This window comes from Streptomyces sp. NPDC051740, assembly GCF_044453165.1.
In the GTDB taxonomy this organism is placed as follows: Bacteria; Actinomycetota; Actinomycetes; order Streptomycetales; family Streptomycetaceae; genus Streptomyces; species Streptomyces atrovirens.
In genome coordinates, this window is record NZ_JBITCL010000004.1 from 372,077 (window position 1) to 384,542 (window position 12,466).

Genomic DNA, 12,466 nt, shown 5'->3' on the forward strand with positions numbered 1-12,466 from the left:
TTTAGAAGTACCCCTCGCGCTTGCGGTCTTCCATCGCGGCCTCGGAGAGCTTGTCGTCGGCGCGGGTGGCACCGCGCTCGGTGAGCCGGGAGGCGGCGATCTCGGTGATCACCTTCTCGATGGTGTCGGCGTCGGAGTCCACCGCGCCGGTGCAGGACATGTCGCCCACCGTGCGGTAGCGCACCAGCCGCTTCTCGACGGTCTCGCCGTCCTTCGGGCCGCCCCACTCACCGGCGGTCAGCCACATGCCGTCGCGGGCGAACACCTCGCGCTCGTGCGCGTAGTAGATCTCCGGCAGTTCGATGCCCTCGCGGGCGATGTACTGCCACACGTCCAGCTCGGTCCAGTTGGACAGCGGGAACACGCGGACGTGCTCACCGGGGGCGTGGCGGCCGTTGTACAGGTTCCACAGCTCGGGGCGCTGGCGGCGCGGGTCCCACTGGGAGAACTCGTCGCGCAGCGAGAACACCCGCTCCTTCGCGCGGGCCTTCTCCTCGTCGCGGCGCCCGCCGCCGAACACGGCGTCGAACCTCTCGCTCTGGATCTTCTCGGTGAGCGGCACGGTCTGCAGCGGGTTGCGGGTGCCGTCCGGGCGCTCCTTGAGCACCCCGCGGTCGATGTAGTCCTGCACGGAGGCGACGTGCAGCCGCAGCCCGTGCTTCTCGACCGTGCGGTCGCGGTAGTCGAGGACCTCGGGGAAGTTGTGCCCGGTGTCGACGTGCAGCAGCGAGAACGGGACCGGCGCCGGGGTGAACGCCTTCAGCGCCAGGTGCAGCATGAGGATGGAGTCCTTGCCGCCGGAGAACAGGATCACCGGCTTCTCGAACTCACCCGCCACCTCGCGGAAGATGTGCACCGCCTCGGACTCGAGGGCGTCCAGGTGGGAGAGGGCGTACGGGTTGTCCGTGCCCTCCTTCACGGTGGCGACGGTCGTCATGCCAGTCCCCTTTCGCTGAGCGCGGCGTGCACCGACGCCGCGGACTCCTGCACGGTCTGGTTCTGGGACTCGATCCGCAGATCGGGTGTCTCGGGCTCCTCGTACGGGTCGTCCACACCGGTCAGCCCGGTGAGTTCACCCGCGGCCTGCTTGGCGTACAGGCCCTTCACATCGCGTACGGAGCACACCTCGACCGGGGTCGCCACATGCACCTCGACGTACGGCGTGCCGTTCGCCCCGTGCCGCTTGCGGACCGCGTCCCGGCTGTCCGCGTACGGCGCGATGACCGGGACGAGCGCGATGACGCCGTTGCGGGCGAGCAGTTCGGCGACGAAGCCGATGCGCTGCACGTTGGTGTGCCGGTCCTCGCGGGTGAAGCCGAGGCCCGCGGAGAGGAACTCGCGGATCTCGTCGCCGTCGAGCACCTCGACCCGGCGGCCCTGCTCGCGCAGCCGGCCCGCCAGCTCGTGGGCGATGGTGGTCTTGCCCGCACTCGGCAGACCCGTGAGCCAGACGGTGGCTCCGGTCGTCACGTGGTTCTCCTGGATCTCGGTGGTCGTCGTCATGTCAGCCGTGCAGCCCGCACTCGGTCTTGGCGCGGCCCGCCCAGCGGCCGGCGCGGGCGTCCTCGCCCTCCAGCACCCGGCGGGTGCAGGGCGCGCAGCCCACGGAGGCGTAGCCGTCCATCAGCAGCGGATTCGTGAGGACGCCGTGCTCGTCGACGTACGTTTGCACATCTTCCTGTGACCACTTCGCGATGGGGGAGATCTTCACCTTCCGCCGCTTCTCGTCCCAGCCGACGACCGGGGTGTTCGCCCGGGTCGGGGACTCGTCGCGGCGCAGGCCGGTCGCCCAGGCCACATAGCCCTTCAGGCCCTCCTCCAGCGGCCGGACCTTGCGCAGCGCACAGCACAGGTCGGGGTCGCGGTCGTGCAGCTTCGGGCCGTACTCCGCGTCCTGCTCGGCGACCGTCTGCCGCGGGGTGAGCGTGATGACGTTCACGTCCATCACGGCCTCCACCGCGTCGCGGGTGCCGATGGTCTCCGGGAAGTGGTAGCCGGTGTCGAGGAACACCACGTCCACTCCGGGCATCGCGCGGGAGGCGAGGTGGGCGACGACCGCGTCCTCCATCGAGGAGGTCACGCAGAACCGCTTGCCGAAGGTCTCGGCGGCCCACCGGAGGATCTCCGGGGCGGAGGCGTCCTCCAGGTCCCGGCCCGCCTGCTCGGCCAGCGCCTTCAGGTCCTCGGTGGTGCGCTCTTCCTGAACAGCGGTCATGTCCGGTCCCCTCCCGTGTCGGATCGCTCAAGTCCCCGGGCGAGCAGCCCGAGGAACTTCAGCCGAAAGGCTCGGTTGCACGCGCCGCATTCCCACGCGCCGTGGCCCTCTTCGGCCGGGCGCAGGTCCTCGTCCCCGCAGTAGGGGCAGTGGAACGGCGCCGCACGCTCGCTCACGACAGGGCCTCCTCCGACGCGCGGCCGACCCAGGCCGCGAACCGCTCGCCGTCCTCGCGCTCCTCCTGGAAGCGGTTGAGGACCCGCTCGATGTAGTCGGGCAGCTCGTCCGCGGTCACCTTCAGACCACGGACCTTGCGGCCGAAGCCGGCCTCCAGGCCGAGGGCGCCGCCGAGGTGCACCTGGTAGCCCTCCACCTGCTGCCCCTGCTCGTCGAGCATCAGCTGGCCCTTGAGACCGATGTCCGCCACCTGGATACGGGCGCAGGCGTTCGGGCAGCCGTTGAGGTTGATGGTGATCGGCTCGTCGAAGTCGGGGATGCGGCGCTCGAGTTCGTCGATCAGCGAGGCGCCGCGCGCCTTGGTCTCGACGATGGCGAGCTTGCAGAACTCGATGCCGGTGCAGGCCATCGTGCCGCGCCGGAACGGGGAGGGCCTGGCGCTGAGGTCCAGTGCTTCCAGGGACTCGACGAGGGAGTCGACCCGGTCCTCCTCGACATCAAGGATGATCATCTTCTGTTCGACGGTGGTACGGACCCGGCCGGAGCCGTGGGCCTCCGCGAGGTCGGCGATCTTCGTGAGCGTGGTGCCGTCGACGCGGCCGACGCGCGGGGCGAAACCGACGTAGAAGCGGCCGTCCTTCTGGCGGTGCACGCCGATGTGGTCGCGCCACTGCTGAGCCGGCTGCTCGGGCGCCGGACCGTCGGTCAGCTTGCGGTGGAGGTACTCGTCCTCCAGCACCTGACGGAACTTCTCCGGACCCCAGTCGGCGACCAGGAACTTCAGGCGGGCCCGGTTGCGCAGCCGGCGGTAGCCGTAGTCGCGGAAGATCGACAGGACGCCCTCGTAGACGTCGGGGACGTCCTCCTCCGGCACCCAGGTGCCCAGCCGCACACCCAGCTTGGGGTTGGTGGACAGCCCGCCGCCGACCCACAGGTCGAAGCCCGGACCGTGCTCGGGGTGGCGGACGCCGACGAACGCGACGTCGTTGATCTCGTGCACCACGTCGAGGACGGGCGAGCCGGAGATGGCCGTCTTGAACTTCCGGGGCAGGTTCGAATACGCCTTGTTGCCCAGGACGCGGCGCTTGATCTCCTCCAGCGCCGGGGTGCCGTCGATGATCTCGTCCTCGGCGATGCCGGCGACGGGGGAGCCGATCATCACGCGGGGGGTGTCGCCGCAGGCGGTGACCGTGGACAGGCCGACGGCCTCCAGCCGGTCCCAGATCTCGGGAACGTCCTCGACCCGGATCCAGTGGTACTGGACGTTCTGCCGGTCGGTGATGTCGGCGGTGCCGCGCGCGAACTCCTGGGAGATCTCGCCGATCACCCGCAGCTGCCGGGTGGTGAGCGCACCGCCGTCGATGCGCACCCGCATCATGAAGTACTCGTCGTCCAGTTCCTCCGGCTCCAGGATCGCGGTCTTGCCGCCGTCGATCCCGGGCCTGCGCTGGGTGTACAGACCCCACCAGCGCATCCGGCCGCGCAGGTCGCCGGGGTCGATCGAGTCGAAACCGCGCTTGGAGTAGATCGTCTCAATGCGTGTCCGCACATTGAGACCGTCGTCGTCCTTCTTCACCTGCTCGTTGCCGTTGAGAGGGGTGAAGTGACCCACGGCCCACTGTCCCTCTCCGCGGTGACGGCTCACCTTGCGGCGGGGAGTCGCGGCGGCAGGCTGCTGCGCGGCGGCAGGGTTCTGCGGGGTGGCGGCCATGGTTGATACGTCCTTCGGGACAGCGATGGGATGGTGTCGGCGCGCAGCGCCGTCGATGAGGGGTGGTGGTCGGGCGGCGGGAGGGAGGCTCTGACCTGCGCGTATACGCACACGAATGGGAGTGCGCGTCATTGCGCGGGGAGTGAGGCGAAGAAGGGATGTCGGGCGGTGCTGGGTGCTCTCAGCGCGCCGGACAGATGGCGCTGGACATGCGGCCGAGGTCGACGTGCCGCCGACTCACCAAGGCTGTTCCAGTTCCAGGCATGGCGGAAGCGTGTCACGGCGATCTGGACACAGTCCAGCTTTATCCAAAATGCGGACACCCTTGTCTCGAAATGAGAGACAAGGGTGTGCTTGGTCACAAGCGCCGCAGGCGGTCTTGTCCGTGCTGGTCAGGCGGGGTAGGCCCCGGCCCACGGACCCGGCGTCGGCGCCTCCGGCTCGTCCTCGACCTTGGTGTCGAACAGGGTGAAGCCCCGGCGCCGGTAGTTGTCCATGGCGTGCTCGCCGTCCTTGCTGCAGGTGTGCAGCCACACCCGCGTGGTCGGCTTCAGCTCCGGCCGGCGGTCCGCCAGGTCCCAGGCGCGGGCCGTGCCGTAGGACAGCAGGTGTCCGCCGATGCGCCGCCCCCGGAAGGCGGGCAGCAGCCCGAAGTAGACGATCTCGACGGCCCCGTCCTCCTGGGCCTCCAGCTCCACGTACCCGGCCGGCGTCCCACGGTCGTAGGCGACCCAGGTCTCCACCTCCGGCCGGTCCAGGTGCTCCAGCCACCGCGCGTACGTCCAGCCCAGCCGGTCGGTCCAGCGGATGTCCCCGCCGACCGAGGCGTACAGGAAGCGGCTGAACTCGGGGGAGGGCACCTCGGAGCGGACGACCCGCACGTCCCCCTCGGGCACGGCGGCCGGAAGGAGATCGGTGGGCGCGGTCTGCTCCAGGGACCAGGTGGTCACGGAGATGGTCGTCATGCCCGAAAGGGAACCATCCGGCACGAGCTTCTGTCGAACGCCTGATCAGGGTGCGGACAGGTCCTAGTCCAGGGACCGGTCCACGGACGCCAGCGGCAGCGCGAACAGCATCCGGCCGGACTGGGACCACACGTCGCCGGTCTCCTCCCAGTAGGACAGGGACGCCACCGGGCCGCTCCAGCAGCGGTGGGTCTCGTCCGCGCCGCAGCGGACGGGGCGGGCCCCGTCCGTGTCCTGCCGCCACAGCGTGCCGCGCTCGTCCGGCGTCCCGGTCATCCGGCCCAGATACCAGCCCGACCGGTACGACAGCACGCTGCGCACATCGGTCAGCTCCGTCTCGTACACCCCGACCGGGTCCGTGTCGAGCAGTCCCGCACGTTCCGGTTCGGTGCTGAAGGCGTACCGCCACAGCCGGGTCGGCCCGTCCTCGTCCGCGGGCACCGCCTCGCGGGCGACCAGGCTGTCGGGTGCGGTGCTGCGGTCCAGGGAGATGCCGTCCGGCCGGGGCGCGTCGGCCGCGCCCGTCCGGTAGGAGGCGACGGCCGGCAGCACGTACCGCGCTCCCGCCGCCGACCAGCCGCCGGGCACCCGCCCGACCGACGTGCCGTCCACGGTGGCCCGCTGGATCCGGCCCAGGTCGTACACGTACAGCGCGCTGTCGTCCGCCGGGCCCGCGGCGACCAGCAGTTTGTCCTGGTACCAGACCATGCCGGACACGGCGGAGCCGAGCCCGCGGTAGTCGCGGCCGCCGTCCACCGGAACGGTCAGCAGGGCCCAGGTGTAGCGGAGGTCGTCCGGGTCGCCGGCGTCCACGAAGGCGACGCGGGCGAGACCGTCCTCGGCCGGCGTGCCGGTGCTGCGGCTCCACCCGGAGAGGATCACCCGGTGCTCGCCCCAGTGGCCGTCGTCGTCCGCGTCCCCGGAGGTGGTGACCGCGCCGGACCGCCAGCCGTCGGTGTCGGCGTCCGGCCAGCAGTACGCGTGGGTCGCGGCGGGCTCGACCGGCAGGGCCCGCCGGTCGTCGTCCGTACAGTCCTCCGCGTCACCCAGGGCGCCGTCGGGGTCGGCGAGCACGGAGCCGACACCGACCGGCCGGCCCATCCCGTCGGAGAGCCGATCCAGCTCCTCGCGCGGCACGTGGTGCTCGGCCAGCCGCAGCGGCGCGGTCTCGGCGGACGCGGTGAGCGGCTTCAGCGCCCCGGGATCGTCGGCGTCGGTGGCCTGGGAGGCGCTGATCATGGTGGCGGCCGCGGTCAGCGCGAGGGCGGTCCCGGCCAGCGCCGCCCGCAGCGCCCTGCCCTGCCTGCGCCGGCGGTGTCTGCCGCGATGCTTCATGACGTCCTCCCGAGACGAGCCAACTGCGCCCGATGGTCCGAGGGTTGACCGTGGAGCAGTTGGGGTGGCCCGTACCCGGATGCTACGGCAGCCGAACGGTCCGGGAGCCGAAGACCCTGCAAATATGCGAAACAGCGACCTTCCGAGCGTGCCCCGGGCACACCTGTACGCCCCCGCGCGGTCTTGACGGGCGGAAGTCAGGCTTCCCGCCCCGGCCGCCGCCGGCGGCCCAGCGCCGGGGCCGTCGAGTGGGGGAACAGGTCGCGGGGGTCGTCCGGGAGGAGGGTCCTCAGCTCGGCGCTCTCCGTGAAACGGTAGGGGCGGTGGTCCAGGAGGGGGCCCAGATAGCGGCGTACGCGGGACATCTCCGCGCGGACCGTCACCGTACGACCCGGGTCGCCGAAGACGTCCCGGGCGAGGTCCGCGGCGCTGCGCCCCGCGCGGTGCACGGCCAGCAGGTACAGCAACTCGGCGTGCCGGGGGCTCAGTTCCCGGGTCCACGAGCCCGACCCGCCGGACACCTCCACCGACCAGCGGCGCGGCCCCCTCAGGTCCAGCACGATCCGGGTCGAGGAACGCGCCACCGGTTCGTCCGCCGCCCGCACCAGCCAGCCCCCGGCCAGCGGCTCCAGCGAGCAGCGGCCCAGCGCGGACAGCCACCGCATGCCCGCCGACACCGACTTGGGCAGCGCCAGCCGCTCCGTGTACGGCATCCCCGTCACCGCCGCCGTCCACCCCTGCCGGTCCACGACCAGCGCACGCCCGTCGATCCGGGCCAGCACCGGGGCCGCCACCGCGCGCAGCCGCTCCAGCGACCGCAGATGCGTCTCCCGCAGCCGCGCCTCGGCGAGCTTGGCCACCGAGTCGACCCACGCCAGCGTGGCCGGGTGCATCGTCTCCAGCGGCCCGCTCACATCCACCACGCCGATCAGCCGCCCGTCGCGGGGATCGGTGATCGGCGCCCCGGCACACGTCCAGGTGGCGTGCGACCGTACGAAGTGCTCGGCGGCGAACACCTGCACGGGGCGGCGCGTCACCGCCGGCGTCCCCACCCCGTTGGTGCCGACGACCTCCTCGCGCCAGTCCGCGCCGATCTCGAAACCCAGCCCGTCGGCCTTGCGCAGCACCGGCGCGCTGCCCTCCCGCCACAGCACCCGGCCCTCCTCGTCGGCCACCACCATGATGTGACGGGCGACGTCCGCGACCGACAGCAGCCCCTCCCGCAGCACCGGCAGCACCTGCCGCAGCGTCGACGACTCCCGCCGCCGCTGCACCTCCTCCCAGGACAGCAGCCCGCTGCGGAAGTCGTGGTCCGGGTCCACGCCACTGCGCAGCATCCGCTCCCAGGACTGCCCGATCACCGGGCGGGGAGCCACGGGCGTACGCTGCCCGGAGAGCGTGGCGGAGCGGACCTCGTCGAGCACCCGCGCCGCACGCGCCGTGTCGACGGCGGCCAGCCGCGTCATGTCCATCGGCGAGAGCGCCACCGGTCCTCCCGGAGATAAGGCTGTCGGGACTCATACTGCCGTCTGCCCCCCGGCACGGACGCCCGGTACGGCCACGGCAGCAACAAGTTGCAACCCCTTGCAACCCTGGTGGAGAGCCCCCGACTGCTTGAAGATCGAGCGACGCCGTCCCGAGCGGCGTCCACGGCTCGTAAGGGGCCTGTGCGGCGGGGGTGGTGCCGTGTCGGCGCGGCACCACCCCCGCGTCATGCCTGCGGCGGCTTGACGGTGTGCGCGGCACGGGGTGCGGCTCGATGTGCGTCGGCGGCTGCGGGAGTGTGGGTGGCCGGTCGCGCAGTTCCCCGCGCCCCTTTGGTCGGCGTCCCTGGCCGGGATTGCGCGGGGCCGGTGTGCGCGGCACCGGGTGCGGCTCGATGTGCGTCGGCGGCTGCGGGGTTGTGGACGGCCGGTCGCGCAGTTCCCCGCGCCCCTGGGTCGGGGCGGCCCCTCAGGACACCGGTCGGGCCCGTTCCACCACCGACGCCAGATCCAGCGTGTGCGGCAGCGTCCCGAACGCCGCGCCCCCGTCCCCGCCCAGCCGCGCCGCGCAGAACGCGTCCGCCACCTGCGGCGGCGCGTACCGCACCAGCAGCGATCCCTGGAGCACCAGCGCGAGGCGCTCCGTCAGCCGCCGCGCCCGCCCCTCGACGCCCTCCAGGTCCGCCAGTTCGGTCAGCAGGTCCTTGATCGCCGCGTCCAGCCGGTGATCCGCCCCGCGCGCCCGCCCCACCTCCCGCAGATAGGCGTCCAGCGCGGCCGGCTCCCGGCGCAGCGCCCGCAGCACGTCCAGCGCCTGGACGTTCCCCGCGCCCTCCCAGACGGAGTTCAGCGGCGACTCCCGCACCAGCCGGGGCATCCCCGACTCCTCCACGTACCCGTTGCCGCCCAGGCACTCCGCCGCCTCCACCGCGAGCGGCGCGCACCGCTTGGTCACCCAGTACTTCGCCGCCGGCACCGCGATCCGCAGCAGCGCCCGCTCCCGCTCGCCGCCGTCGTCGTACGCCGCCGCCAGCCGCAGCGCCAGCGTGGTGGCCGCCTCCGACTCCAGCGCCAGATCGGCCAGCACATTGCGCATCAGCGGCTTGTCGACGAGCTTCCCGCCGAACGCCTCCCGGTACGCGCAGTGGTGCACCGCCTGCGCCACGGCCTGCCGCATCAGCCCCGCCGAGCCCAGCACACAGTCCAGCCGGGTCGCCGCCACCATCCCGATGATGGCGGCGACCCCGCGCCCCTCCTCGCCGATCCGGCGCGCCCACGTCCCGGCGAACTCGACCTCGGCGGACGCGTTGGACCGGTTGCCCAGCTTGTCCTTCAGCCGCTGGATGAGGAACGCGTTGCGCGTGCCGTCCTCCAGCACGCGCGGCACCAGGAAGCACGTCAGGCCCCCGGGCGCCTGCGCCAGCACCAGGAAGGCGTCCGACATCGGCGCCGAGCAGAACCACTTGTGCCCGGTCAGCTCGTACGTGCCGTCCTCGGCCAGCGGGCGCGCCGCCGTCGTGTTCGCCCGTACGTCGCTGCCGCCCTGCTTCTCCGTCATGCCCATCCCGAACAGGGCACCGGGCTTCTGCCCCGGCGGCCGCAGGGCACGGTCGTAGACCGTCGACGTCAGCCGCGGCTCCCACTCCGCCGCCAGCGCCGGATCGGTGCGCAGCGCGGGAACCGCCGCGTGGGTCATCGACAGCGGGCAGCCGTTGCCGGCCTCGACCTGCGTCCACACCAGGAACGCCGCCGCCCGCCGCACATGCCCGCCCGGCCGCCCCCACGCCGCCGTCAGCCCCGCCGAGACGCCCTTGCCGAGCAGCCGGTGCCAGGACGGATGGAAGTCGACCTCGTCGATCCGGTGCCCGTAGCGGTCGTGGGTGCGCAGCCGTGGCGGATTCTCGTTCGCCAGCACCCCCCACTCCTGCACCTGTGCGGACCCGGCGGTCCGCCCCAGCCCCGACAGCTCGGAGCGGCCCTCGTCCAGCACCTCCGGCGCCAGATGCCGCTCGACCGCCTCCGTCAGCGCCCGGTCGGCGCCGAACACGTCGTACTGCACCAGCGGGGGAGCCTGATTGGTCACGGTGTGCGTGGTGCCTGCCATGCCCACGAACCTACCCCGCGGTACGCCGCACTCACCCGCCGATCCGGCCTGCGGGTGAGTGCGACCAGCCACGACGGATACCTTTAGGTCGTGCAGCCAGCAAGTGAATCCCCCGACGCGCCCTCCGGCCGCCTCCACCGGGCCCGGGCCCTCTACCGGAACGTCTCCAAGCGCAGGACCGCCTGGCTGCTGCTGAAGGACACCGTCAACTCGTGCATGGAGTACCGCATCCTGGGCCTGGCGGCCGAGGCCGCGTTCTTCACGCTGCTGTCCGTGCCCCCGCTGCTGCTCAGCCTGATCGGCCTCCTCGGCTACGTCGACGCCTGGACCGGCGCCGACACCATCCAGAGCGTGCAGCGCAACCTCCTGGACGCCTCCCACACGGTGCTGTCCGACAGGGGCGTGACGGAGGTCGCGGAGCCGATCCTGCGGGACGTCACCAAGGGAGGCCGGCCCGACGTGATCTCCCTGGGCTTCCTGATCGCCGTGTGGTCGGGCTCCCGCGCGGTGAACGTCTTCATCGAGACCATCACCGTCATGTACGGCCTCGACGGGGTCCGGGGCATCGTGAAGACCCGGCTGCTGGCCTTCCTGCTGTTCATCGTGGCCCTGCTGATCGGCTCCGTCGCGCTGCCGCTGATGGTGGCGGGACCGGACGCCGTCGTCCGGGTGGTGCCCTGGTCGACGACGCTCGTCCAGATCCTCTACTGGCCGGTCGTCATCCTGCTGTCCGTCGCCTTCCTGACCACGCTGTACCACGTCTCCGTGCCCGTGCGCTCCCCGTGGATCGAGGACGTGCCCGGCGCGCTGGTCGCCCTCGCCATGTGGGTGCTCGGCAGCTTCCTGCTGCGGCTCTACCTGACGAACACCGTCGAGGGGCCCACCATCTACGGTTCCCTCGCCGCCCCCGTCGCCGTACTGCTGTGGATCGGTGTGTCCGCGTTCGCCGTGCTCGTCGGCGCCGCGGTCAACGCGGCCATCGACCGGGTCTGGCCGGCCGCCGCGACGGCCGCGGCCCGCGAGGCGAACGAGCGGCTGCGGCAGGCGCAGGTCGCCGAGTACGTCGCCCGCACCACCGCGGCCGGGGAGGCGGACCCCGACATGCCCTCCGAGTTCCCCGAACGCTGGTCCCGCTTCCTTCCTCCGGAGGACGTCACGGCGCGTCTGCGCACCCATGTGAAGTCCACCCACCCGAGGAACGGGGAGGGCCCGGGGCCGGGGCACGAGGAGAAGTAAGCCGTCTTGCTCGCCCCCGGGGGCGCTGCCCCCGGACCTCCGCTCCTCAAACGCCGGAGGGGCTGAAATCTAGCCCCTCCGGCGTTTGAGGAGCGGGGTCCGGGGCGGAGCCCCAGTTTCGGGACGGGAAGGGGCGGCGGGGGCGGCGTAGCCTGGGGGCGTGTACAGGGAGCGGGCGTCACGGCTGACGGGCGCGGTCGTGTGGACCATCACCCCGTCCACGAGCGGGGAGGGCCGGGTGCTCCCAGACGGCTGCATGGACCTGCTCTGGAACGAGGGCCGCCTGCTGGTCGCCGGCCCCGACACCCACGCCCACCTCACCGGAGGCCGGCCGAGCGCGTGGGCGGGCGTCCGCTTCCGGCCGGGCACCGCGCCCGCCCTGCTCGGTGTGCCCGCCCACGAGCTGCGCGATCTGCGCGTCGCCCTGTCCGACCTGTGGCCGGCGGCCGACGTACGCCGCATGACCGCCCGCGTGAACGCGGCGGACGATCCGGCGCACGCCCTGGAGGACCTGGCCCTGTGCCGGGCGGCACGGACGCCCCCGCCCGACCCCCTGCTCGGCCGCCTGGTCACCGCCCTCGACGCGGGCCGCCCGGTGGCCACCACCGCCGACGAACTGGGCGTGGGCGCCCGCCAGTTGCACCGCCGCTCGCTGGCCGCGTTCGGCTACGGACCGAAGACCCTGGCCCGCATCCTCCGGATGCGCCGTGCCCTCGCTCTGGCCCGGACGGGCGTCCCCTTCGCGGAGACGGCCACCCGGACCGGTTACGCGGACCAGGCCCACCTCTCCCGCGAGATACGGGACCTGACGGGCCTGCCGCTGGGCGGGCTACTGACCGTTCACGGCTAGCGGCGCGAACAGGTCCACCCCGTTCCCGTCCGGGTCGAGGAGGACGGCGTACCGCTGCCCCCACACGGCGTCCCACGGCTTGAGCTCGAAACCGCTCCCGGCGTCGACCGTCTCCGCGAAAATCGTGTCGACCTCCGCGGGACTGTCGCACCGCAGCGCCAGGGAGGTCCTGCCCCCGCCCGACGGCGGCTCCCACTCCGTGTGGAAGGACCGGACCACCTCCTCCGTGTCCAGCAGCAACCGCAGCCCTCCCGGCAGCCCGGCCTCCACGTGTCCCTGCGCCTCGGCCCCCTCCGGGAAGGCGAACCCGAGACGCCGGTAGAAGGCGACGGAGGCGGCCATGTCCGAGACGACCATTCCGATGGCATCGAATCGTGCACTCATGCGGC

13 protein-coding genes are annotated in these 12,466 nt (G+C 72.5%); 2 read left to right on the top strand and 11 right to left on the bottom strand.

Features of this window, described 5'->3' with window-relative positions; genetic code table 11:
• Window position 1 precedes the first annotated feature (1 nt).
• The 10 genes from cysD to ACIA6T_RS09660 form a co-directional block, all read right to left on the bottom strand.
• Entirely contained in the window at window positions 2-937 is a 936-nt protein-coding gene (gene cysD, locus ACIA6T_RS09615; RefSeq protein WP_399445995.1) for a sulfate adenylyltransferase subunit CysD, read from the bottom strand.
• Window positions 934-1,503 carry an adenylyl-sulfate kinase gene (gene cysC / locus ACIA6T_RS09620; RefSeq protein ID WP_399445996.1) on the bottom strand — a complete coding sequence of 190 codons (570 nt, stop codon included), beginning with the start codon at window positions 1,501-1,503 and terminating at the stop codon, window positions 934-936. Before cysC ends, cysD begins: the two co-directional genes overlap by 4 nt.
• 1 nt (window position 1,504) lies before the next feature.
• Window positions 1,505-2,215 carry a phosphoadenylyl-sulfate reductase gene (locus ACIA6T_RS09625; RefSeq protein ID WP_399445997.1) on the bottom strand — a complete coding sequence of 237 codons (711 nt, stop codon included), beginning with the start codon at window positions 2,213-2,215 and terminating at the stop codon, window positions 1,505-1,507.
• A complete protein-coding gene (locus ACIA6T_RS09630; RefSeq protein ID WP_399445998.1) occupies window positions 2,212-2,391 on the bottom strand; it encodes a hypothetical protein in 180 nt (59 codons plus the stop codon). The genes ACIA6T_RS09625 and ACIA6T_RS09630 overlap by 4 nt, the downstream gene beginning before the upstream one ends.
• Window positions 2,388-4,103: a nitrite/sulfite reductase gene (locus ACIA6T_RS09635; RefSeq protein ID WP_399445999.1), complete on the bottom strand. Its 1,716-nt coding sequence runs from the start codon at window positions 4,101-4,103 to the stop codon at window positions 2,388-2,390. The genes ACIA6T_RS09630 and ACIA6T_RS09635 overlap by 4 nt, the downstream gene beginning before the upstream one ends.
• A 181-nt stretch (window positions 4,104-4,284) precedes the next feature.
• The gene (locus ACIA6T_RS09640) at window positions 4,285-4,368 is read right to left on the bottom strand and encodes a putative leader peptide (protein ID WP_311136957.1); all 84 of its coding nucleotides are present in this window, start codon (window positions 4,366-4,368) and stop codon (window positions 4,285-4,287) included.
• Between the two features lie 127 nt (window positions 4,369-4,495).
• Window positions 4,496-5,068, bottom strand: coding sequence for a GNAT family N-acetyltransferase (locus ACIA6T_RS09645; protein ID WP_399446000.1), 573 nt, complete (start codon window positions 5,066-5,068; stop codon window positions 4,496-4,498).
• Between the two features lie 63 nt (window positions 5,069-5,131).
• Window positions 5,132-6,403, bottom strand: coding sequence for a hypothetical protein (locus ACIA6T_RS09650; RefSeq protein WP_399446001.1), 1,272 nt, complete (start codon window positions 6,401-6,403; stop codon window positions 5,132-5,134).
• Window positions 6,404-6,600: 197 nt separating this feature from the next.
• Window positions 6,601-7,875, bottom strand: coding sequence for a GAF domain-containing protein (locus ACIA6T_RS09655; protein ID WP_399446069.1), 1,275 nt, complete (start codon window positions 7,873-7,875; stop codon window positions 6,601-6,603).
• A 481-nt stretch (window positions 7,876-8,356) separates the two neighbouring features.
• Window positions 8,357-9,991 carry an acyl-CoA dehydrogenase family protein gene (locus ACIA6T_RS09660; protein ID WP_399446002.1) on the bottom strand — a complete coding sequence of 545 codons (1,635 nt, stop codon included), beginning with the start codon at window positions 9,989-9,991 and terminating at the stop codon, window positions 8,357-8,359.
• 90 nt (window positions 9,992-10,081) lie between these two features.
• Between ACIA6T_RS09660 and ACIA6T_RS09665 the strand changes: the two genes are divergently transcribed.
• Both ACIA6T_RS09665 and ACIA6T_RS09670 read left to right on the top strand, forming a co-directional pair.
• Window positions 10,082-11,227 carry a YihY/virulence factor BrkB family protein gene (locus ACIA6T_RS09665; RefSeq protein ID WP_399446003.1) on the top strand — a complete coding sequence of 382 codons (1,146 nt, stop codon included), beginning with the start codon at window positions 10,082-10,084 and terminating at the stop codon, window positions 11,225-11,227.
• 160 nt (window positions 11,228-11,387) lie between these two features.
• Complete coding sequence (locus ACIA6T_RS09670; protein ID WP_399446004.1) at window positions 11,388-12,077, top strand: helix-turn-helix domain-containing protein; 690 nt, start codon at window positions 11,388-11,390, stop codon at window positions 12,075-12,077.
• Here ACIA6T_RS09670 and ACIA6T_RS09675 read toward each other — a convergent pair.
• Window positions 12,057-12,461 (bottom strand): VOC family protein, encoded by a 405-nt coding sequence (locus ACIA6T_RS09675; RefSeq protein ID WP_399446005.1) that lies wholly within the window; start codon window positions 12,459-12,461, stop codon window positions 12,057-12,059. The two genes, ACIA6T_RS09670 and ACIA6T_RS09675, sit on opposite strands and share 21 nt — an antisense overlap.
• Window positions 12,462-12,466: the final 5 nt, after the last annotated feature.